At 64.2% G+C, this 22,559-nt stretch carries 14 protein-coding genes; 9 read left to right on the plus strand and 5 right to left on the minus strand.

The features are described 5' to 3' along the window. Positions 1 to 38: 38 nt before the first annotated feature. Positions 39 to 1,034 carry an alpha/beta fold hydrolase gene (locus tag WF331_RS24155; protein ID WP_284364127.1) on the minus strand — a complete coding sequence of 332 codons (996 nt, stop codon included), beginning with the start codon at positions 1,032 to 1,034 and terminating at the stop codon, positions 39 to 41. A gap of 196 nt (positions 1,035 to 1,230) precedes the next feature. Between WF331_RS24155 and metR the strand changes: the two genes are divergently transcribed. Beyond that, positions 1,231 to 2,148 carry a transcriptional regulator MetR gene (metR, locus tag WF331_RS24160; protein ID WP_012273904.1) on the plus strand — a complete coding sequence of 306 codons (918 nt, stop codon included), beginning with the start codon at positions 1,231 to 1,233 and terminating at the stop codon, positions 2,146 to 2,148. Here metR and WF331_RS24165 read toward each other — a convergent pair. Next, positions 2,132 to 2,545 carry an NUDIX hydrolase gene (locus WF331_RS24165; RefSeq protein WP_016498196.1) on the minus strand — a complete coding sequence of 138 codons (414 nt, stop codon included), beginning with the start codon at positions 2,543 to 2,545 and terminating at the stop codon, positions 2,132 to 2,134. The two genes, metR and WF331_RS24165, sit on opposite strands and share 17 nt — an antisense overlap. Before the next feature lie 126 nt (positions 2,546 to 2,671). Here WF331_RS24165 and WF331_RS24170 point away from each other — a divergent pair, with 126 nt between their 5' ends. Together WF331_RS24170 and WF331_RS24175 are read left to right on the plus strand one after the other, a co-directional pair. Further along, on the plus strand, positions 2,672 to 6,952 hold the full coding sequence (locus WF331_RS24170) for a DEAD/DEAH box helicase (protein ID WP_340623363.1): 4,281 nt from the start codon (positions 2,672 to 2,674) through the stop codon (positions 6,950 to 6,952). A gap of 253 nt (positions 6,953 to 7,205) precedes the next feature. After that, complete coding sequence (locus tag WF331_RS24175) at positions 7,206 to 8,825, plus strand: FMN-binding glutamate synthase family protein (RefSeq protein ID WP_232861313.1); 1,620 nt, start codon at positions 7,206 to 7,208, stop codon at positions 8,823 to 8,825. Positions 8,826 to 8,865: 40 nt separating this feature from the next. Here WF331_RS24175 and WF331_RS24180 read toward each other — a convergent pair whose 3' ends face one another. Continuing rightward, positions 8,866 to 10,284, minus strand: a complete 1,419-nt coding sequence (locus WF331_RS24180) for an amino acid permease (RefSeq protein ID WP_016498193.1) — start codon at positions 10,282 to 10,284, stop codon at positions 8,866 to 8,868. Between the two features lie 391 nt (positions 10,285 to 10,675). Between WF331_RS24180 and WF331_RS24185 the strand changes: the two genes are divergently transcribed. From WF331_RS24185 to WF331_RS24195, 3 genes are all read left to right on the plus strand, one after another. Beyond that, a complete protein-coding gene (locus WF331_RS24185) occupies positions 10,676 to 13,825 on the plus strand; it encodes a transglycosylase domain-containing protein (RefSeq protein ID WP_016498192.1) in 3,150 nt (1,049 codons plus the stop codon). Positions 13,826 to 13,914: 89 nt separating this feature from the next. Then, positions 13,915 to 14,460, plus strand: a complete 546-nt coding sequence (locus tag WF331_RS24190) for a PadR family transcriptional regulator (RefSeq protein WP_016498191.1) — start codon at positions 13,915 to 13,917, stop codon at positions 14,458 to 14,460. Continuing rightward, entirely contained in the window at positions 14,453 to 15,214 is a 762-nt protein-coding gene (locus WF331_RS24195) for a siderophore-interacting protein (RefSeq protein WP_284399277.1), read from the plus strand. The genes WF331_RS24190 and WF331_RS24195 overlap by 8 nt, the downstream gene beginning before the upstream one ends. Positions 15,215 to 15,333: 119 nt before the next feature. On the opposite strand, the gene WF331_RS24200 is transcribed toward WF331_RS24195, so the two are convergent. Both WF331_RS24200 and WF331_RS24205 read right to left on the minus strand, forming a co-directional pair. Continuing rightward, positions 15,334 to 15,969 carry a Pr6Pr family membrane protein gene (locus WF331_RS24200; RefSeq protein WP_016498189.1) on the minus strand — a complete coding sequence of 212 codons (636 nt, stop codon included), beginning with the start codon at positions 15,967 to 15,969 and terminating at the stop codon, positions 15,334 to 15,336. Between the two features lies 1 nt (position 15,970). Next, positions 15,971 to 16,192 carry a VF530 family protein gene (locus WF331_RS24205; RefSeq protein WP_016498188.1) on the minus strand — a complete coding sequence of 74 codons (222 nt, stop codon included), beginning with the start codon at positions 16,190 to 16,192 and terminating at the stop codon, positions 15,971 to 15,973. Positions 16,193 to 16,356: 164 nt separating this feature from the next. On the opposite strand from WF331_RS24205, the gene WF331_RS24210 reads away from it, so the two are divergent. From WF331_RS24210 to WF331_RS24220, 3 genes are all read left to right on the plus strand, one after another. After that, positions 16,357 to 18,405: a TonB-dependent receptor gene (locus tag WF331_RS24210; protein ID WP_241799937.1), complete on the plus strand. Its 2,049-nt coding sequence runs from the start codon at positions 16,357 to 16,359 to the stop codon at positions 18,403 to 18,405. 317 nt (positions 18,406 to 18,722) lie between these two features. After that, on the plus strand, positions 18,723 to 20,057 hold the full coding sequence (locus WF331_RS24215) for a carbohydrate porin (protein WP_016498186.1): 1,335 nt from the start codon (positions 18,723 to 18,725) through the stop codon (positions 20,055 to 20,057). A gap of 30 nt (positions 20,058 to 20,087) precedes the next feature. Beyond that, a complete protein-coding gene (locus tag WF331_RS24220) occupies positions 20,088 to 22,499 on the plus strand; it encodes a glucose/quinate/shikimate family membrane-bound PQQ-dependent dehydrogenase (protein WP_016498185.1) in 2,412 nt (803 codons plus the stop codon). Positions 22,500 to 22,559 lie beyond the last annotated feature (60 nt).

Below are 22,559 nucleotides of genomic sequence, written 5' to 3' on the forward strand. Positions count from 1 at the left end.
GTGGGAGCGGGCAAGCCCGCGAAGAAGCCAGCGCGGAGTCACAGCCCTGCGATGTGCTTGACCTCTTGCCTATGCGCCTGCAAATAAGGCAATACGGCCCCCAGCAGCGGCGCCTTGAACGGCTCCTGAAAGCGGTGCGCCAGCCCCGGTATCAGCCGCAGCTGGCTGCCTTGAATGTGCGCCGCCAGGTGCACACCGTGCATAACCGGCAACAACGGGTCGGCCGTGCCATGCACCACCAGCGTCGGCACACGAAGTTGATTCAAAAGCTCGACACGGCTCGGCTCGGCCAGTATCGCCATGATCTGGCGCTTGGCCCCGTCGGGGTTGAACGCCCGGTCATAGGCGACCGCCGCCTGCTGCAGCAACACAGCGCGGTCGTCCCGCACCTCGGGGCTGCCCAGGGCCGCCAGCAGGTCGGCCTGCTGGTCGATGGCCACTTCGCGGTTTGGCGCGCTGCGCCGGGCCAGCAACTGCACCAATGCCGGATCCGGCGCCGGCAGCCCAGCCGCCCCTGAACTGGACATGACCAAGGTCAGGCTGCGCACGCGCTCGGGTGCCATGGCCGCCAGATGCTGGGCGATCATGCCGCCCATGCTCACGCCCAGTACATGAAACTGGCGCACGCCCAGCGCGTCCATCAGGCGCAAGCCATCATCGGCCATGTCCGTCAGGGTATAGGGCGCCGCCACCGGCAGGCCCAGCTTGTAACGTAACAGCTCGACCGTCAGGTTGGCCGACGGAGGCATCTGGTTCCAGCGCGACAGGCCAACATCGCGGTTGTCATAACGGATCACCCGAAAGCCTTGGTGGCACAAGGCCTCGACCACATCGTCCGGCCAATGGATCAGTTGCCCGCCCAGGCCCATGACCAGCAACAAGGCCGGGTCACCAGGCGCCCCGACGCTCTGGTACACCAGGCTGACCGCACCCAGTTCGGCACGCTGCACCGGCACCTGGGCGTCACAACGCTGGTCGGCGAAACTCGCAGGTACGCTGAATATCAAGAAAAGAAAAAGCCAAAAAGCCCGCATGGAAGAAACACCAGAATGCAGATCCCCAGTAGAGCGCGAGTCTGATGAATTCTGTTCGGGCGCGCTGCCACAGTTCGGTGACAGTTTCATGACTCCCGCCAGGCGGTGCGGCCGAACGCCCAGTCGACAGCTGCGTCAACATGAGAGAAACTCAACTCATTCCCTGTTTCTTCAAACCTACACCCCGGAGTCAGCAGTGCTGGAGATCCGTCACCTGAAAACCCTTCATGCCCTGCGCGAAGCCGACAGCCTGGTGGAGGCCGCCGAGCGCCTGCACCTGACCCAGTCGGCGCTGTCGCACCAGTTCAAGGAGCTGGAAGAGCGCCTGGGCCTGCCCATTTTCGTGCGCAAGACCAAGCCGATCCGCTTCACCAGCGCCGGGCTGCGCCTGCTGCAACTGGCCGATGCCACCCTGCCACTGCTGCGCGGCGCCGAGCGTGACATCGCACGCCTGGCCGGTGGCACTGCCGGGCGCCTGCACATGGCCATCGAATGCCACAGCTGCTTCCAGTGGCTGATGCCGACCATCGACCAGTTCCGCGATGCCTGGCCGGAAGTTGAGCTGGACCTGGCCTCCGGCTTTGCCTTCGCCCCCCTGCCAGCACTGGCCCGCGGTGACCTGGACCTGGTGGTAACCTCCGACCCGGTGGACCTGGCAGGCATCACGTACGTGCCGCTGTTCACCTACGAGGCAATGCTGGCGGTGGCCAACCAGCACCCGCTGGCCAGCAAGCCTTACATGGTGCCGCAAGACCTGCTCGACCAGACGCTGATCACCTACCCGGTGGAGCGCGACCGCCTGGACATCTTCACCCGCTTCCTGGAGCCGGCCGACATCGAGCCGGCCGCCGTACGCACCTCGGAGCTGACGGTAATGATGATGCAGCTGGTAGCCAGCGGCCGTGGGGTATGCGGCATGCCGCACTGGGCACTGCACGAGTACAGCTCGCGCGGCTATGTGAAGGGCAAACGCCTGGGTGAGAAAGGCCTGTTCGCCACCCTTTATGCCGCCGTGCGCACCGACATGCTCGATGCGCCTTACATGCGCGACTTTTTGCTGACCGCCAAAGACACCTCGTTCGCCACCCTCGATGGGGTCAGCGCGGTGCGTTGAGTGCCTGGCGGTACAGCGGCAGGATCAGGTCGCGGGTCAGCGGCGCCAGTTGCATGACGGGCGCCTGGTCAGCGGCCAGCCAGACAACCTCTTCGATCTCCGCAGCCGGGACCACGGCTGCGGCGCTGTCGACACGGAACAGCTCGGCCTGCACTTCGAAGCCTGGCTCGTTGGCGGCTGGGGCACTGAACTGGCCCAGGTGCACGGCCTGGGCCGGGTCGATGTGCAAGCCCAGCTCCTCGTGCAACTCGCGCACCAGTGCCTGCACCGGCGTTTCACCGGCATCGATCTTGCCGCCTGGCTGCATGAAAGCGACGGTGCCGCGCTTGCGCACCAGCAGGGTCCGGCCCTGAGGGTCGATCAGCAGGGCGGCGGCGATGCGGATTATGTTCGGCATGGATCAGCTCACTTGAGAAATCAAAGAAGATATCGCCTGCGCCGGCCCTATCGCCGGCGCAGGCAACATAGCATCCGCGACGAACGGCCCCTTGCCAACCCGCGGCGTACCCTCCATAACCAACACATGAACCTGCCCGCCAAACACCACCCGGTGCTCGAGCTGTTTCACCCTGCCGTGCGCACCTGGTTCCGTCGCCATTTCGCCACGGTCACTGAAGCCCAGGCACAAGCCTGGCCGCTGATCCACGCCGGCCAGTCGATGCTGCTCGCCGCGCCGACGGGCTCGGGCAAAACCCTCAGTGCTTTCCTGGCGGTGCTCGACGATCTGTTCCGTGAAGGCCTGGAGCACCAAGGCGAACTGCCCGCGCAAACCCAGGTGATCTACGTTTCGCCGCTGAAGGCCTTGTCCAACGACATCCGCCTCAACCTGCAAGCCCCGCTCGAAGGCATCAGCCAGGCCCTCGCAGACCAGGGCCTGAAAGCCCCACGCATCACCACGGCCGTACGCACGGGCGACACGCCACAAAAGGAACGTGTCGCCATGCGCAAGCTGGCCCCGCACATTCTGGTGACAACCCCAGAATCGCTGTACGTGTTGATGGGCTCTGCTTCAGGCCGTGAAGGCCTGGGTACTGTGCATACGGTAATCGTCGACGAAATCCACGCCCTGGCCGGCAACAAGCGGGGCGCCCATCTGGCGCTGACCCTGGAACGCCTGCAAGCCTTGTGCAAACGGCCACTGCGGCGCATCGGGCTGTCCGCCACACAACGCCCGGTCGAGCGGGTGGCTGAGTTTCTGGCCGGTAGCGGGCGCCCCTGCGCCATCGTCGATGTAGGCCATGCGCGCCAACGCGATCTGGCTATCGAAGTGCCGCCGGTGCCACTGGGCGCGGTGATGGCCAACGATGTCTGGGGCCTGGTCTACGACCGCCTGGCCACCCTGGCGCGCGAACACCGCACTACGCTGGTATTCGTCAACACCCGGCGCCTTGCCGAGCGCATCACCCGTCACCTCAGCGACCGGCTGGGCAAGGAGGCGGTAGCCGCGCACCATGGCAGCCTGTCCAAGGAGTTGCGCCTGAATGCAGAGCAGCGGCTTAAGAGCGGCCATTTGCAGGTGCTGGTAGCCACCGCTTCGCTGGAGCTGGGCATTGATATCGGCGATATCGACCTGGTGTGCCAGATCGCCTCGCCGGGTTCGATTGCCGCCTTCCTGCAACGGGTTGGCCGCGCCGGCCACCAGGTTGACGGTGTGCCCAAGGGGCGCCTGTTCCCCACCTCACGCGATGACCTGATCGAATGCGTGGCCCTGCTGGACTGCGTGCGCCAAGGCGAACTGGACGAGCTGCACATACCCCGGGCACCGCTGGACGTACTGGCCCAGCAGATTGTCGCCGAAGCCAGCAACCAGGACTGGCACGGACAAGCCCTGTTCGACTGCCTGCGCCAGGCCACTCCCTATGCCGAGCTCGACCAGCGCCACTACCAGGCGCTGCTCACCATGCTCGCCGAGGGCTTTAACGGCCGCCAGGGCATCCGCAGCGCCTATTTGCACCGCGATGCGGTCAGCGGCACGCTGCGCGGCCGTCGTGGCAGCCAACTGACGGCGCTGACCAGCGGAGGCACCATCCCTGACAACGCCGACTACACCGTGCTGCTGGAACCGCAGGCGCTGAACATCGGCAGCGTCAATGAAGACTTTGCCGTGGAAAGCATTGCCGGCGATATCTTCCAGCTGGGCAACGCCTCTTATCGCATCCTGCGCGTCGAGCCGGGCCGCGTACGGGTGGAAGATGCCCATGGCCTGCCGCCGACCATTCCGTTCTGGCTGGGTGAAGCGCCGGGGCGCAGTGACGAGCTGTCTGCCGCCGTAGCCCGGCTGCAGGCGCGAATCGACCAGCAACTGGATCAGGCTGACGGCGACAGGTTGAAGGTACTCGCCTGGGTGCAGGCTACCTTTGAACTGGGCGAAGACAGCGCCAGCCAGTTGCTCGACTATCTGGCCCGCACCCGCGATGTGCTTGGCGCCCTGCCTTCGCAGGACACGCTGGTGATGGAGCGCTTTTTCGATGAGTCGGGCGGGACCCAACTGATCATCCATTCACCCTACGGCAGCCGCATCAACCGCGCGTGGGGCCTGGCCTTGCGCAAGCGCTTCTGCCGCACCTTCAACTTCGAGCTGCAGGCTGCCGCCAGCGAAGATGCCATCGTACTTTCACTGTCGACCAGCCACAGCTTCGAGCTGGACGAGGTGTGGCGTTACCTGAACAGCCGCAGCGCCGAGCCGATCCTCGTCCAGGCCCTGCTGGATGCACCGCTGTTTGGCGTGCGCTGGCGCTGGAACGCTGGCGTGGCCATGGCGCTGCCACGCTTCGTGGGCGGGCGCAAGGTAGCGCCGCAGATCCAGCGCATGAAGAGCGAAGACCTGGTGGCCGCCGTGTTCCCAGACCAGATCGCCTGCCTGGAGAACATCGCCGGCGAGCGGCAGATACCCGATCACCCGTTGGTCGAACAAACACTCGACGACTGCCTGCACGAGGCGATGGACAGTGAAGGTTGGCTGGCTCTGTTGCGACGCATGGAAAGCGGGGCGGTACGCCTGCTGTGCCGCGACCTGCCCGCCCCTTCGCCACTGGCGTCGGCCATTCTCAACGCCAGGCCGTACGCTTTTCTGGACGATGCCCCGCTGGAAGAACGGCGCACCCAGGCTGTGCTCAACCGACGCTGGAGCGAAGTGCGCAGTGGCGACGACCTGGGCGCCCTGGACGCTGATGCCATTGCCGCCGTCGCGGCCGAAGCCTGGCCGCAACCGGGCAATGCCGACGAAATGCACGAAGCGCTGATGGGCCTGGGCGCGATCAGCCAAGCTGAAGTGCAAGGCAATGCCAGTTGGGACCTGCTGCTCAGGCAACTGGCCAAGAACGGGCGGGCCTTGCGCCTGGCGGACGAGAAACTGTGGTTGGCGCGTGAGCGACTGGGCCTGCTGAAGGTGCTGTATTCGGATGCTCTAATAGAGCCTGCGTTGCAGGTGTTGCCAGGGTTTGATCAGGCCATCGACCCGGACCTTGCCCTGAGTGAACTGTTACGTGCCCGCCTGAGTGGCCATGGCCCCAGGACCGCGACGCAGATTGCGGCACCGCTTGGCAAGCCGTTGCAAGCCATCGAACAGGCGCTGGCCCGCCTGGAAGCCGAAGGCTATGTGCTGCGCGGGCACTTCAGCCCTGGTGCCACCGACCTGCAATGGTGCGAACGCCATTTGCTGGCGCGCATTCACCGCTACACGGTCAAGCGCCTGCGCCGCGAGATCGAACCGGTCAGCCTGCAGGACTTCATGCGCTTTCTGTTCGACTGGCAGCGCCTGGCGCCCGACGAGCGCCTGCGTGGCCCGCAGGCGGTGGCCGAAGTACTGGGCCAATTGCAGGGGTTCCCCAGCGCCGCCGGGGCGTGGGAGGCGGAACTGCTGCCTTCGCGCATCAAAGACTACAGCCCGCACTGGCTGGACGATGCCTGCCGCAGCGGCCAGGTCGCCTGGAGCCGGCTGGCGGCAACGGTGGCGAGCAGCACCCTATCGAGTACCCCTGTGGTGCTGCTGCCGCGCGACCAGCTGAACACATGGCGCAGCCTGGCGCCCGCACCAACGGTGGATGCCCTTGGCCTGCGTGCGCAACGTGTGTACGAAGCGCTGAAAATCCAGGGGGCGCTGTTCTTCGATGAACTGGCGCAGGAGGCGCACCTGCTGCCCAGCGAACTGGAAACCGCGCTGCAGGAACTGGTGGGCTCGGGCCTGGTCGGCGCTGACAGTTTCACCGGCTTGCGCAGCCTGATCACGCCTGCGGCCAAGCGCAGTTCACGTAATAGCCGCCGAGGTCACCCGCCGCTTTCCAGCAGCATGGCGCATGCCGGGCGCTGGGCACTGCTGCGCCGCAGCGATACGCCGCCGGATCACGACCAGCGGCTGGAGGACGTTGCTCGCACCCTGCTGCGCCGCTATGGGGTGATCTGCTGGCGGCTGCTGGAGCGCGAGAGTGATGTTCTGCCGCCCTGGCGTGAACTGCTGCGCTGCTATCACCGGCTGGAGGCGCGTGGCGAGATCCGTGGCGGGCGCTTCATTGCCGGGCTGGCGGGTGAACAGTTCGCCTTGCCGGAGGCGGTGGGGTTGCTGCGGCAGGTGCGCCGCCGCGACCCGGACGGGACGTTGCTGGTAGTGAGTGCCAGTGACCCGCTGAACCTGATCGGCGCGTTACTGCCCGGGGCGAAAGTGCCAGCGGTGAGTGGTAACCGCTTGTTGTATCGCGACGGGGTACCGGTGGCGGTACGGGTGGCCGGGCGTTACACGTATCTGGTCGAGGCGCCCGCACAAGAGCAGGAAATCTGGCGGCAGAAACTGCTGCGTAACGCGCTCTGAGCGAGGAATAGATGTTCATGGGCAGCGCGACCCCTGTGGGAGCGGGTTTACCCGCGAAAGCGTCAGTGGCCTCAATACCGCTTTCGCGGGTGAACCCGCTCCCACAGGGTATGTGTCCACCCAGGGATCATCGATCCTGATTCGAGAATGATTTTCGCTACCCCGATTTTAATTTGCAGGGCCCTGCAACTTGGCTATGGTCGGGGTTTGCCCCCAGGCCCTGAGCCTGACCGCGCCATCGCAAGGACCCTGTATGAGCCTGTCACTACTCAGTCGCTATGCCTTCTTCGCAGCCTGTGTGCTGTTCACCTTGGCGAGCCTGCCCTTCATCCACCACGAATGGCTGTGGCCGTTCACCCTGACCACGGGCATCCTCAGCCTGATCGGCCTGTTCGACCTGCTGCAGCAACGCCATGCCGTACGTCGCAACTACCCGATCCTGGGCAATATCCGCTATCTGGTCGAGGCCATTCGCCCGGAAATCCGCCAGTACCTGCTGGAGTCCGACAGCGACGCCCTGCCATTCTCCCGCGCCCAGCGTTCGCTGGTGTATGCCCGGGCGAAGAACGAAGCCTCGGACAAACCGTTCGGCACCCTGATCGACGTGTACGAGTCCGGCTTCGAGTTCATCGGCCATTCCATGCGCCCGGCGCCGCTGGCCGACCCGGCCAGCTTCCGCATCATTGTCGGCGGGCCGCAGTGCAGCCAGCCGTACTCGGCCTCGATCTTCAACATTTCGGCCATGAGCTTCGGCTCGCTCAGCGCCAATGCCATCCGCGCCCTGAACCAGGGCGCCAAGCTGGGCAATTTCCACCATGACACCGGCGAAGGCAGCATCAGCCCCTATCACCGCGAGCATGGTGGTGACCTGGTCTGGGAGCTGGGCAGCGGCTACTTCGGTTGCCGCACGCCGGACGGGCGCTTCGACCCCGAACGTTTCGCCGCACAGGCGCGCAGCCCACAGGTGCGCATGATCGAAATCAAGATGAGCCAGGGCGCCAAGCCCGGGCACGGCGGCATCCTGCCCAAACACAAGGTCACTCAGGAAATCGCCGAGACCCGCGGCGTGCTGATGGGCGAAGACTGCATTTCGCCGTCGCGCCACAGCGCTTTCTCCACGCCGATCGAGATGATGCAGTTCATTGCCCAGCTGCGTGAGCTGTCCGGCGGCAAACCGGTCGGCTTCAAATTCTGCCTGGGCCACCCGTGGGAGTTCATGGGCATTGCCAAGGCCATGCTGGAAACCGGCATCCTGCCCGACTTCATCGTCGTCGATGGCAAGGAAGGCGGTACCGGCGCCGCACCGGTGGAGTTCACCGACCATATCGGCGTACCGCTGCGCGAAGGCCTGCTGTTTGTGCACAACACGCTGGTTGGCCTGAACCTGCGTGACAAGATCAAGCTAGGGGCCAGCGGCAAGATCGTCAGCGCCTTCGACATCGCCAGCGTGCTGGCCATCGGTGCCGACTGGGCCAACTCGGCGCGCGGCTTCATGTTCGCCATTGGCTGCATCCAGTCGCAAAGCTGCCACACCAACAAGTGCCCGACCGGCGTGGCCACGCAAGACCCGCTGCGCCAGCGCGCCCTGGTGGTGCCGGACAAGGCCCAACGGGTGCTGAACTTCCACCACAACACATTGCGTGCCCTGGCCGAGATGCTCGCGGCGGCGGGCCTGGAGCACCCGGCGCAGCTGGAGGCCAAGCACCTGGTGCGGCGCGTCTCGGCCACCGAGATCAAGCTGTTCTCGCAGATGCATGTGTTCTTGAAGCCGGGGGAGTTGCTGACCGGCGAGGTGGATGGGCAATTCTATTCGCGCATGTGGCAGCTCGCCCGGGCCGACAGCTTTGAGCCGCACAGCGAAGTGGCGGCCTGATAGAGCCCTGGGGCCGCAAAGCGGCCCCAGAGGTTTCAGATCAGGAAGCAGTACTGGCTACACCTTGCACGTCTTTCGGCGCCAGACGGAACGCGTAGTACAGCACCGTCAGCAGCACCAGGAACGCCGGGCCAATGTACAGGGCCACACGGGTATCCTCGAAGTACGCCATCAAGCCAACCACCAGCACCAGGAAACCCAGCGCCAGGTATGAGCTCAGCGGCCACAGCCACATGCGGTACTTCAGCGCCTTGCGCTCGGCGGTAGTCAGGCCGGCGCGGAACTTGAGCTGCGCCAGCAGGATCATCACCCAGGTCCAGATCGCACCGAAGGTGGCAATCGACGTGACCCACACAAACACCTTTTCCGGCACCAGGTAGTTGGCCAGCACGCCCAGCAGCAGCGCGCCAATCGACAGCAGCAGCGCATTGCGCGGTACGCCGTTTTTCGAGGTGCGGGCGAAGGCCGCCGGGGCCTGGCCGTTCTGCGCCAGGCTGTAGAGCATGCGCCCGGTGCTGAAAATGCCGCCGTTGCACGAAGACAGCGCCGCGGTGATTACCACGAAGTTGATGATGCCGGCGGCGGTCTTGATGCCGAGGCGCTCGAAGGTCATGACGAACGGGCTGCCCTGGCTGCCGATTTCGTTCCACGGGTAGATCGACAGGATCACGAACAGCGCGCCGACGTAGAACAGCAGGATGCGCCAGAACACCGAGCCGATGGCCTGCGGGATGGTCTTTTGCGGGTTGCGTGCTTCGCCGGCGGTGAGGCCGATCATTTCCACACCCAGGTAGGCGAACATCACCATCTGCAGCGACATCAGCACGCCGGTCACGCCATTGGGCATGAAACCACCGTTGCTCCACAGGTTGGAGATACCCAACGCCACACCGTCATTGCCGAAGCCGAAGGCAATGACGCCGATGCCGCCAAGGACCATGGCGATGATGGTGACGATCTTGATCAGGGCGAACCAGAACTCGAATTCGCCAAAGGCCTTCACTGCCACCAGGTTGACCGCGCCCATGCTGCCCAAGGCCGCCAGGGCCCAGATCCAGCGCGGTACATCGGGGAACCAGATGCCCATGTAGATGGCCACCGCAGTGATTTCGGCAACGCAGGTCACCAGCCACAGGAACCAGTAGTTCCAGCCGGTGAGAAAGCCCGCCAGCGGGCCGAGGTAGTCCTGGGCATAGCGGCTGAACGAGCCGGCGACGGGGTTATGCACGGCCATTTCGCCAAGGGCGCGCATGATCACCAGGATGGCCAGGCCACCGATGATGTAGGACAGCATGATGGCAGGGCCGGCCATTTCGATGGCTTTGGCCGAACCGAGGAAAAGACCGACGCCGATACAGGCGCCCAGCGCCATCAGGCGGATGTGCCGTTCGCCCAGTTCACGCTTGAGCGGGCCGCCTTCATTGGCCTGGCCATGGGCAGAGTGGTTGCCGACTGGCATAGCAATACAACCTCATTTTGTTATTGGATTTGACCTTCGTGCAGCACCGGCCATGCCGATAGGCGTGACGTAGGCTTGCCAGGCTGGCCTCGTGGGCCGGCCCGTGTGCCGGGGTAGAGCGCCCGGCAGGGCGAAGGGGCCGAGCAGTATAGGAAGACCGTTGCAGGGATTTTCGCTGTATATACAGGAATAATCAGCAAGTTTTCTGGCGGGCGCAGCGGCCCTGAAAGCTGCCCCGGCACCATAACAACATCGCCGTATCAAGAAACCCACACCAAAGCCGCATAGCCCTACCCCGCTTTTCTCCACCTCCTACAAAATTTTCACCTCACCCGCTCAACGTCTAAGCTTCAGTCAAGCAAGACGAAAACACCTGGCCGGATTGAAGACTATGGGCGCACTGTGGCAATCGGAACCAAGCAGAACGGAAGCACCCGAGATACCTCCGGCCGAGACGCCACAACCGAAGTCCCCCCGTCAGCGTCGGCTATGGTGGCGGCTGATCATCCTCATCCTGCTGGTGGCGCTGGTGGCCATCGGCTTCGCTGCATATGACGAATTCCGCACCTCCGAACTGCAATCACGCGAGTTCAGCAAACTGGCCGGTACCCTGACCTACTCGCTGGAGCCCGGCCCTAGTGATGCAATCATCTATCCCGGTGACGGGCCGTTCGACAGGCGCCTTGGCTACAGCGCCCTGGGCGAATTCCTGCCACGCCTGCTCAAGCGCGACTACCTGATCACTGAGCAGGTCAGGTTCTCACCCGCGCTGATGAACTACGTCGATCATGGGCTGTTCGCCCCCTATATCGAGAAGATCCAGGCCGGCCTGTCGATCACCGACTGCCGCGGCGACACGCTGTACCAGTACAACTACCCACAGCACCTGTACCCGGACTTTGCCGCAATCCCGGCGGTGATGGTCAACAGCCTGCTGTTCATCGAGAACCGCGACCTGCTCGATACCCAGGACCCACGCAACAACCCGGCCGTGGACTGGCCACGCTTCGCCAAGGCCGCCTACAGCCAGGTGGCCAAGTACCTGGCCTTGCCCGGCCAGTCCGCGGGTGGCAGCACCTTGGCCACGCAGTTGGAGAAGTATCGCCACTCACCGGACGGCCTGACCGTGTCCGGTGCCGAGAAAATCCGCCAGATGATTTCTGCCAGCGTGCGCGCCTACCAGGGCGGCCCGGATACCACCGAGGCACGCCAGCGCATCGTGCGCGACTACCTCAACAGTGTGCCGCTGTCGGCCGTGCCCGGGCACGGCGAAGTGCACGGCATGGCCGAAGGCTTGCGGGTGTGGTACGGCGCCGACTTCGACCAGGTCAACCAGGCCCTGACTTCCACCGCCACTGACGCCGAAAGCATGGCTGCACGCGGCCTTGCCCTGCGCCAGGTGCTGTCGCTGATGATTGCCCAGCGCCGCCCGTCCCACTACTTGTCCAAGGGCCGGGTGGAGTTGGCCGAACTCACCGATTCGCACATCCGCGTGCTCGCCGCCAACAAGGTGATCGAGCAGCCATTGGCCGAAGCCGCGTTGGCCAGCAAGGCGGTCTACCGCGACTGGGTAGCGCAGCCAACCATCGTGCCGATAGTTACCAACAAGGGCATCAGCCTGGCGCGCAACCGCCTGGCAGCCATGCTCAACCGCCCGTTGTACGACCTCGACCGCCTCGATGTATCGGCCACCAGTACCCTGCAGGCCGACCTGCAACTGCAGGTCAGCCAGTACCTGAAAAACCTTGCCGACCCGGAGTTTGCCGCGCAGATGGGGCTGATCGGCGAGCGCCTGCTCACCACCAAGACCACCGACCAGGTCAGCTACAGCTTCACCCTGTTCGAGCGCACCGCCGACGGCTCGCGGGTACGGGTGCAGACCGACAGCACCAACCAGCCCTTCGACATCAACGAAGGCAGCAAGCTGGAACTCGGCTCCACCGCCAAGTTGCGGGTGCTGACCACGTACCTGGAGATCATCGCCGAACTGCACGACAAGTACGCCGGCAAACCCGCTGCCGAGCTGAAGAAGGTCGAAGTCGCCGAACTCGACCGCATCACCCAGTGGTCGCTGGAATGGCTGACGCAGAACAGCAAGAACCAGAGCCTGGACGCCATGCTCGACGCCGCGCTGGAGCGCAAGTACTCCGCCAATACCGGTGAAGCCTTCTTCACAGGCGGCGGCATGCACGTGTTCAACAACTTCCGCAAGGAAGACAACAGCCGCAACCCGACGCTCAAGGATGCGCTGCGCGAATCGATCAACCTGCCGTTCATTCGCCTGATGCGCGACCTGGTGCGCTACGTGACCTACCAGCAGCCGTACAACCGCGTGCCGCTGCTCAAGGACGACGCCGACCCTCGCCGCCAGGAATACCTGGCCCGCTTCGCCGACAAGGAAGGCACCAACTACCTGATGCGCTTCTGGAAGAAATACCAGCGCAAGACCTCACAGCAGCGCCTGGACACCTTCCTGGACAGCATGCGCGTAACCCCGCAACGGCTGGCGGCGGTGCACCGCTACCTGTTCCCCGAAGCAGGGCAGGAAACCTTCAATGCCTTCGTACGTGCCCACCTCAAGGGCGACAAGATTACCCTGGGCAAGCTGACCGACGGCCGCCTGTCAGAGATGTATGACGCCTATGGCCCGGGCAAGTACGACCTGCCCGACCAGGGCTACATTGCCAAGGTCCACCCGCTGGACCTGTGGCTGCTTGGCTACCTGCTGAAAAACCCGAGCTCGACCTTGACCGAAATGGTCAACGCCAGCCGCTTCGAGCGCCAGGAGGTGTACAGCTGGCTGTTCAAGAGCCGCCACCAAGGGGCACGCGACAGCCGCATCCGCACCATGGTCGAGATCGAAGCCTTCCTCGACATCCACCAGCGCTGGAAACGCGTGGGGTATCCATTCGACCACCTGGTGCCCTCCCTGGCCACCGCCATCGGCAGTTCGGGCGACCGCCCCGCCGCCCTCTCCGAACTGGTCGGCATCATCCAGAACGACGGCATCCGACTGCCCACCCTGCGCATCGACACCCTGCACTTTGCAGCCAACACACCTTATGAAACCAAGTTGATCACCGACCCAGACCGGGGCGTGCGGATTCTGCCGGTGGAAGTGGCACGCGCACTCAAAGGCGCCATGTCGCAGGTGGTCGATGCAGGCACTGCGCGGCGTATTTCCGGCAGTTTCAAGCTGCAGGACGGCACGCCACTGGTGATGGGGGGCAAGACCGGTACCGGTGACAACCGCATCGAAAGCTTCGGCGCCGGCGGTCGGCTGATTGGCTCGCGCTCGCTGAACCGCACCGCCACCTTCGTGTTCTTCCTGGGCGACAACCACTTCGGCACCCTCACTGCCTTTGTGCCTGGGCGCTCGGCAGAAGCGTTCAAATTCACCTCGGCGCTGCCGGTGCAGGTGCTCAAGGGCATGGCCCCGATCCTCATGCCATACCTGCAGCCGGGCAATCCGAATGAATGCAAACCGCCGCAGGTTGCGGTACATACGCCACCGCCTGCAGGGAACGTATCGAATGACTAGATGATAATCATCTGCATTAAAGGGGTTGTCTTTAGATATATCTTGAGTAGTATCTTACGATATATCGCAAACGACGGAGCCCTGCCCCCATGCGTGAACACACCCCCCATGACCCCTTCGAGCGGCGCCCCGGCCGCGGCGAGCGCGGCCCACGCGTCTTCGCCCCCGGTGACCTCAAGCTGCTGATGCTGGACCTGCTGGCCGAGCAGCCCGGCCACGGTTACGACCTGATCCGCCAGATCGAAAACCTGTTCGACGGCAGCTACAGCCCAAGCCCAGGGGTGATCTACCCCACGCTGAATTTTCTTGAAGAGGCCGAGCTGATCAGCGGCCAGGTGCAGGGCAGCAAACGCCTCTATGCCATCACCGACGCCGGGCGCAGCGCCCTGGCCGAGCAGGCTATCGCCCTGGACGGCGTGCGCATGCGCATCGAAGTCAGCAAACGCGCCCTGCGCGGCCACGACCGCCCGCCTGAAATCCATGAAGCGGTCGGCAACCTGCGCCACGCACTGCACATGCACAGCGGCCGCTGGACTCCGGAAGAAATCCAGCGGGTCCGCGACTTGCTCAACCATACCGCCAAGGCCATCGCCTCCGGGCCGGCCGACCCTGTCGGGGAGACTTCCCATGAGTGACACCATCCACCGCGTCAACCACGAGATCCGCCAACGCCGTCTGCAGGTACTGCGCGTCACCGAGCTGACCCCACGCATGCGCCGCATCACCCTCGGCGGTGCCGAACTGCAAGGTTTCAGCAGCGTCGGCAGTGACGACCATATCAAGCTGCTGTTCGCCGAAACGCCGGAGCAACAACAGGCCATCGAGGCCCGTAATATGGGCCGGGACGGTGGCGCACGGCCCACCATGCGCGAGTACACGCCACGGCGCATCGACCTGGTGGCCAATGAACTGGACATCGACTTCGTGCTGCACGGTGACGGCCCAGCCTCCACCTGGGCCGCCCAGGCCACCCCGGGGCAAACCCTGGACATCGCCGGGCCACGGGCCTCGCTGGTAGTGCCGGATATGTTCGACAGCTACCTGCTGATCGGTGACGAAACCGCCATTCCGGCGATTGGTCGGCGCCTGGACGAACTGCCGGCTGGCCGCCAGGTGCTGGCGGTGATCCAGATCGAAGACGAGCAGGAGCGCCAGCCGTTGCCGAGCAAGGCACAGGTCGAAGTCATCTGGGTGCGTCGCCAGCAAGAAGATTTGCTGGAACTGGTGAATAACCTGACCTTGCCGCAAGGCCGGTTGTATGGTTGGGTGGCGCTGGAAAAAGCCCTGACCCGCCAGGCCAAGGCGCTGTTGCTGGAAAAAGGGGTGCCTGAGGATGCGCTGAAGGCTGCGGCCTACTGGCGTGCCGACGGGACTGCGGACGACGAGTGATCTTGGTTGCCTACACCGGCCCCATCACCGGCAAGCCAGCTCCCACAAGTACTCCACTGCCCTAAAGGTTTGTGAAGTACCTGTGGGAGCGGGTTTACCCGCGAAGAGGCCAGCACAGGCTAAGCAAATTTCCGCACCCCGCGCCACCGATCCAGCCCAAGCAGCACCAACCCGATCCCCCAGAACCCCGCCAGCACCCCCAGGGCATTGAGCATCACCTGCCCATACCCCAGGCTCGCCACATCGATGAAGGGGTAGGCGTATACGCCAATCTCGCTCCCCCGCCACAGCGCATAGGCGAAATACACCGCCGGGTACATCGCCCACACTGCCAGGTGCCATAGCCGCAGGCTGCCCTTGGGCACCTCGCACCACCAGTACAAGGCATACAGCAGCGGCATCACATCGTGCAGCAACTCGTCCGCCAGCCACTGCCAGCCTTGCGGGTGCCACAAGTGGCGCAGCAACACGCTGTAGGCCAGCGCCACCAGCACGATGCTGGCTGCCACTGCAGCACTCACCGACGGCGACAGGAAGAAGCGCCTGGCGCGGCCTTCACGACCGAACGCGGCATAACTGAGCACCGTCGCCACCAAGGTGTTGGTCAGCACGGTGAAATAGCCGAACACATTGATCAGGCCACCAATCAGGCTGGCCTGTTCCTGCCAGCGCGCCAGCAGCACCAGGTATACCTGCACGGTCAGGCCGAACCAGCCCAGCACGGCCATGCCGGTCAGCCAGGGGCGGCGCGGCATATCAGGCCTTGCGCTGCAGCTTCACGTACAACTGCTCGACCTTTTCTCGCGCCCACGGCGTCTTGCGCAAAAAGGCCAGGCTCGACTTGATGCTGGGGTTGCTCTTGAAGCAACGCACATCGATGCGCTCGGCCAGGCCCTGCCATTGGTAGTGCGCCACCAGCTCGGTGAGGATCTGTTCAAGGGTCTTGCCGTGCAGCGCGTTGTGTTGGGCCGTGCTCATGCTGTGCTCCGTAGGAAAGATGCGCACCTTACACGAGTGTAGTGGCGGGTGGGATGCGTCAAGCCCACAGAAAAAATGCTGGCCAGGGGCAAAACCTCTGTGCTGAAATAGTTATGTTATGTTGTAACACTATAAAAGCATCTGCCAAGGAACGCCCCATCCCCATGCTGTACTCACCGCTTCGCCTCTCCCCCCTTGCCGTCGCGCTCTGGCTGGCTGCGTCGCCCAGCCAGGCCGTGGAACTCGAACCCCAGGTCATCACCGCCAACCCATTGGGCAACCGCCAGTTGGCCGCCCCCAGCACCGTGCTCGAAGGCGACAACCTGCTGCAGCAACAGCACGGTAGCCTCGGTGAAACCCTCAACAAGCAGCCCGGTGTCGCCTCGACCTGGTTCGGCCCTGGCGCCAGCCGCCCGGTAATCCGCGGCCTGGACGGCGACCGCATTCGCATCCTGCGCAATGGCGTCGGCGCGCTGGATGCCTCGTCGCTGTCCTATGACCACGCCGTGCCGCTGGACCCGGTCACTGTCGACCGCGTCGAGATCGTCCGCGGCCCGGCCGCCCTGCTCTACGGCGGCAACGCCATCGGTGGCGTGGTCAACACCTTCGACAACCGCATCCCGGATGCACCGATCGAAGGCATCCACGGTGCCGGTGAGTTGCGCTACGGTGGCGCCGACACCACGCGCAGCAGCGCCGGCAAGCTGGAGGCGGGTAACGGTGCCTTCGCCCTGCACCTGGATGCCAACAGCCGTCAGTTCAACGACCTGCGCATCCCCGGCTACGCCCGCAGTTCCAAGGTGCGTGACGCCGATGAGCCCGGCAGCAAACACCGCCTGGAAAACAGCGACGGCCGCCAGGACGGCGGTGCAGTCGGTGGTGCCTATCACTGGGATCATGGTTACGCCGGCCTGTCGTACAGCGGCTACGACAGCAATTACGGCTCGGTGGCAGAGTCCGGTGTGCGCCTGGACATGAAACAGGACCACTACGCCTTCGCCTCCGAGCTGCGCGACCTGGACGGCCCGTTCAGCTCGGTCAAGGTCGATGCTGGCTATACAGATTACGAACACAGCGAGATCGAAGAAGGCGAGGTGCACACCACCTTCAAGAACAAGGGCTACGAAGCACGTATCGAAGCCCGCCATCAACCGCTCGGCCCGGTGGAGGGGGTGATCGGTGCCCAGGTCAGCCGCAACGAATTCTCTGCCCTCGGCGAGGAAGCCTTTGTCCCGCACACCAACACCGACAGCCTGGCGCTGTTCATGCTGGAGCAATGGCAGGCCACAGAGCGGCTGAACCTGAGCCTGGGCGCACGCCTGGAGCACACCCGGGTAGACCCGGACGCCAAAGGCAACGAAAACTTCGTCGATGCCGACAGCGCCAGCAGCTTCAACGCGTTCAGCCTGTCTTCCGGTGCGGTGTACCAGCTCGACCCGATCTGGTCGCTGGCCGCCAACCTTGGCTACACCGAGCGCGCCCCGACTTTCTACGAGCTGTACGCCAATGGTGCGCATGTGGCCACCGGCGCCTTTGAAGTGGGTGACGCCAGCCTGAACAAGGAAAAGGCCATTTCCGCCGACTTGGCGCTGCGCTTCGACAATGGCACCCACAAAGGCAGTGTCGGGGTGTTCTACAGCCACTTCCGCAACTACATCGGGCTGATCGGCACCGGCAACCTGCGCGAGGGCGGGCATGACCACGACCATGGCGAGGATGACCACGACCACGATCATGACCACGAGGGCTTCCCGGAATACCAGTACCAGGGCGTGCGCGCGCGCTTCTACGGCATCGAGGCCCAGGATCGCTGGCAGCTGGTCGAGAACCGCTACGGCAGCTTCTCGCTGGAGTTGTCCGGTGACTACACCCGGGCCAAGAACCTCGACAGCGGCGAACCTTTGCCACGCATCGCCCCGCTGCGCCTGAACAGCGGCCTGGTATGGGAACTGGACCGCTGGCAGGCGCGGGTAGATGTGCAACATGCGGCATCGCAGCACCGCAAGCCGGCCAACGAAACCAGCACCGATGGCTACACCACATTGGGGGCGAGCGTGGGTTACCGCTTTGACATTGGCCAGAGCCAGTGGCTGGCATTTGTGCGCGGCGAAAACCTGACCGACCAGACCGTGCGTTATGCCAGCTCGATCCTGCGCGATATCGCACCGGCTCCGGGGCGCAGTGTGGAAGTGGGGTTGCGTACCACCTTCTGAAATCGCGGGGGCGCTTTGCGCCCCAATCGCCGGCAAGCCAGCTCCCACAGGTACTGCACTGTCCTCAGTGCTAGCGCAATTCTGAGGGAGCTGGCTTGCCGGCGATGGGCTGCAAAGCAGCCCCCTTCAGACTATTGTTACCCGCTGAACAACAATCCCCTGCGACAATTTGTCTTTTTTTCTTACAACTTCCGCTATATCCTCCCCGCCTGAAGCTGAATCGCTTCACTGAAACCATCTTGTCGCCATATCCATTGAAGGGCCTGCCCTTCGATGCGCTTGCCGTTTTTTCAACAATCAAAAGATAGCGCTATCTCATGCTTCAACTGCCCAAAACCTGTTACATCGGCCTTGCCCTCAGCGCCTTGGCGACACCCGCCGCCGCCAGCGAAATGTTTGCCAGCGACTCCCCATGGATGCTCGGCGACTGGGGCGGCACCCGCAGCGAATTGCTGGAAAAAGGCTACGACTTCACCCTCGGCTACACCGGGGAGATGGGCAGCAACCTGCACGGTGGCTACGACCACGACCGTACCGCGCGCTACAGCGACCAGTTCACCTTTGGCAGCCACCTGGACCTGGACAAGATCCTCGGCTGGCAAGACGCCGAATTCCAGCTGACCATCACCGAGCGCCACGGCGACAACATCAGCAACGACCGCATCAACGACCCCCGCGTTGGCGGCTTCACCTCGGCCCAGGAAGTCTGGGGCCGTGGCGAAACCTGGAGGCTGACGCAGATGTGGATCAAGCAGAAGTACTTCGATGGTGCGCTGGACGTGAAATTCGGCCGCTTCGGCGAAGGCGAGGACTTCAACAGCTTCCCTTGCGACTTCCAGAACCTGGCCTTCTGCGGCTCGCAGGTGGGCAACTGGGTGGGTGGCATCTGGTACAACTGGCCGGTCAGCCAGTGGGCTCTGCGCGTGCGCTACAACCTCAGCGACGAGCTTTACACCCAGGTCGGCGTGTTCGAGCAGAACCCCTCCAACCTGGAATCGGGCAACGGCTTCAAGCTCAGCGGCAGCGGCACCCAGGGCGCGGTAATGCCGATCGAACTGGTATGGACCCCACGCATCCAAGGCCTGAAAGGGGAATATCGCGCCGGCTACTACTACAGTAATGCCAAGGCACAGGATGTTCTCAAGGACAGCAACGGCCAGCCGGCCGCCGTCAGCGGCGCCGCCTACCGCAGCAGTTCGAGCAAGCACGGCATGTGGCTCGGCGCCCAGCAGCAGGTAACTTCGCTGGCCTCCGACCAGTCGCGTGGCCTGAGCCTGTTCGCCAACGCCACGGTGCATGACAAGAAGACCAATGCCATCGACAACTATGTGCAGGCAGGACTGGTATACAAAGGGCCTTTCGACGCCCGCGCCAAGGACGACATCGGTTTCGCCGTCGCCCGCGTGCACGTCAACCCTGCCTACCGCAAGAACGCCCGCCTGGCCAACCAGGCCGCCGGGCTCTACGACTACGACAACCCCGGTTTCCTGCCTGTGCAGGACACCGAGTACAGCGCCGAGCTGTACTACGGCATCCATTTGGCCGACTGGCTCACGGTGCGCCCCAACCTGCAGTACATCCGCCACCCGGGCGGGGTGTCGCAGGTGGATGGCGCCCTGGTCGGCGGCCTGAAGATCCAGAGCAGTTTCTAACCCCCTTTTTGACCTGACGGAGAACCTACGATGAGCACTGAAGGTGCCAACCAAGGAAGCCGCTGGCTACCTCGCCTGATCGGCGCGCTGCTGTTGCTGATGGGCCTGGCCCTGCTGGCCGGCGGTATCAAACTGAGCCAGCTGGGCGGATCGCTGTACTACCTGATCGCCGGTATCGGCTTTGCCCTTTCGGGCATCCTGCTGCTGGCCCAGCGCCGCATTGCGTTGGGCCTGTATGGCCTGGTGCTGCTGGGCAGCACCGTGTGGGCCCTGCTCGAAGTGGGCCTGGACTGGTGGCAACTGGTGCCACGTCTGGCCATCTGGTTTGCCATCGGCGTGGTGCTGTTGCTGCCATGGGCACGTCGCCCGTTGACCGGCCCGGCCAGCAAGGCCAACACTGCACTGCTGGGCGTTGCCGTGGTTGCTTCGGGGGCATGTGCCCTGGGCAGCCAGTTCACCCACCCCGGCGAAGTGTTCGGCGAACTGGGCCGCGAAAGCAGCGAAATGGCCAGCGCCGCCCCGGCCATGCCTGACGGCGAGTGGCAGGCCTACGGCCGCACCGAGCATGGCGACCGCTATTCGCCGCTGCGCCAGATCACCCCGCAGAATGCCTACCGCCTGGAAGAAGCCTGGCGTATCCGCACCGGCGACCTGCCGACCGAAAACGACCCTGTGGAGCTGACCAACCAGAACACCCCGCTGAAGGTCAACGGCATGCTCTACGCCTGTACCGCACACAGCCGCCTGCTGGCCCTGGACCCGGACACCGGCGCAGAAATCTGGCGCTACGACCCGCAGGTCAAGAGCCCGACCGGCACCTTCAAAGGCTTTGCCCACATGACATGCCGTGGCGTTTCGTACTATGACGAAAACCGCTACGTCAGCCGCGACGGCAGCCCGGTACCGAAAATTACCGACGCAGGCCAAGCCGTGGCGCAGGCCTGCCCGCGCCGCCTGTACCTGCCTACCGCAGATGCTCGCCTGATCGCCATCAACGCCGACAACGGCAAAGTGTGCGAAGGCTTCGCCAACCAGGGCGTGATCGACCTCACCACCGGCATCGGCCCGTTCACTGCCGGCGGCTACTACTCCACCTCGCCTGCCGCTGTCACCCGTGACCTGGTGATCATCGGTGGCCATGTCACCGACAACGAGTCGACCAACGAGCCGTCGGGCGTCATCCGCGCCTACGATGTGCACGACGGCCACCTGGTGTGGAACTGGGACAGCAACAACCCGGAAGACACCAAGCCGTTGGCCCCAGGCAAGATGTACAGCCGCAACTCGGCCAACATGTGGTCGATCGCCAGCGTCGACGAAGACCTGGGCATGATCTACCTGCCGCTGGGCAACCAGACCCCGGACCAGTGGGGCGCCGACCGTACCCCGGGCGCCGAGAAGTACAGCGCCGGCGTGGTCGCCCTGGACCTGGCCACCGGCAAGGCCCGCTGGAACTACCAGTTCACCCACCACGACCTGTGGGACATGGACGTCGGCAGCCAGCCGACCCTGGTCCACCTGAAGACTGACGATGGCGTGAAACCTGCGATCATCGTGCCGACCAAGCAAGGTAGCCTGTACGTGCTCGACCGCCGCGACGGTACGCCGATCGTGCCGATCCGCGAAATCCCCACCCCGCAAGGCGCAGTGAAGGGCGACCACACCTCGCCGACCCAGGCCCGCTCCGACCTCAATCTGCTCGGCCCTGAGCTGACCGAACAGGCCATGTGGGGCGCCACGCCGTTCGACCAGATGCTGTGCCGCATCCAGTTCCGCGAACTGCGCTACGAAGGCCAGTACACCCCGCCATCCGAGCAGGGCTCGCTGATCTATCCGGGTAACGTGGGGGTCTTCAACTGGGGCAGCGTGTCGGTCGACCCGGTGCGCCAACTGCTGTTCACCTCGCCCAACTACATGGCCTTCGTGTCGAAGATGGTGCCGCGCGAGCAGGTCGCCGAAGGCAGCAAGCGCGAAAGCGAGACCAGCGGCGTGCAGCCCAATACTGGCGCGCCGTACGCGGTGACCATGCACCCGTTCATGTCGCCGCTGGGCGTACCGTGCCAGGCCCCGGCCTGGGGCTATGTCGCCGCCATCGACCTGTTCACCAACAAGGTGGTGTGGAAGCACAAGAACGGCACCACCCGCGACAGCACCCCGGTACCGATCGGCCTGCCGGTTGGCGTGCCGAGCATGGGCGGTTCGATCGTTACCGCAGGCGGCGTCGGCTTCCTCAGCGGCACCCTCGACCAGTACCTGCGTGCTTATGACGTGAACAACGGCAAGGAACTGTGGAGTGCCCGCCTGCCAGCGGGTGGCCAGGCCACGCCGATGACTTACACCGGCAAGGATGGCAAGCAGTATGTGCTGGTGACTGCTGGCGGCCATGGCTCGCTGGGCACCAAAATGGGTGATTACATCATCGCTTACAAACTCGCTGACTAAGTTACCGAGCCCTGCTTGCAGGGCTCATTCCCCTGTACCGGCCTCATCGCCGGCAAGCCA

The sequence above is a fragment of the Pseudomonas sp. YNh genome, from assembly GCF_037993085.1.
Lineage (GTDB): Bacteria > Pseudomonadota > Gammaproteobacteria > Pseudomonadales > Pseudomonadaceae > Aquipseudomonas > Aquipseudomonas putida.

Coding starts and splice junctions, on each gene's coding strand:
- WF331_RS24205 (WP_016498188.1), bottom strand. CDS start 16,192: ATGAGCACGGCCCAACACAACGCGCTGCACGGCAAGACCCTTGAACAG.
- WF331_RS24190 (WP_016498191.1), top strand. CDS start 13,915: ATGCGTGAACACACCCCCCATGACCCCTTCGAGCGGCGCCCCGGCCGC.
- WF331_RS24165 (WP_016498196.1), bottom strand. CDS start 2,545: ATGCCGAACATAATCCGCATCGCCGCCGCCCTGCTGATCGACCCTCAG.
- WF331_RS24155 (WP_284364127.1), bottom strand. CDS start 1,034: ATGCGGGCTTTTTGGCTTTTTCTTTTCTTGATATTCAGCGTACCTGCG.
- WF331_RS24195 (WP_284399277.1), top strand. CDS start 14,453: ATGAGTGACACCATCCACCGCGTCAACCACGAGATCCGCCAACGCCGT.
- WF331_RS24215 (WP_016498186.1), top strand. CDS start 18,723: ATGCTTCAACTGCCCAAAACCTGTTACATCGGCCTTGCCCTCAGCGCC.
- WF331_RS24220 (WP_016498185.1), top strand. CDS start 20,088: ATGAGCACTGAAGGTGCCAACCAAGGAAGCCGCTGGCTACCTCGCCTG.
- WF331_RS24185 (WP_016498192.1), top strand. CDS start 10,676: ATGGGCGCACTGTGGCAATCGGAACCAAGCAGAACGGAAGCACCCGAG.
- WF331_RS24200 (WP_016498189.1), bottom strand. CDS start 15,969: ATGCCGCGCCGCCCCTGGCTGACCGGCATGGCCGTGCTGGGCTGGTTC.
- WF331_RS24175 (WP_232861313.1), top strand. CDS start 7,206: ATGAGCCTGTCACTACTCAGTCGCTATGCCTTCTTCGCAGCCTGTGTG.
- WF331_RS24180 (WP_016498193.1), bottom strand. CDS start 10,284: ATGCCAGTCGGCAACCACTCTGCCCATGGCCAGGCCAATGAAGGCGGC.
- WF331_RS24170 (WP_340623363.1), top strand. CDS start 2,672: ATGAACCTGCCCGCCAAACACCACCCGGTGCTCGAGCTGTTTCACCCT.
- WF331_RS24210 (WP_241799937.1), top strand. CDS start 16,357: ATGCTGTACTCACCGCTTCGCCTCTCCCCCCTTGCCGTCGCGCTCTGG.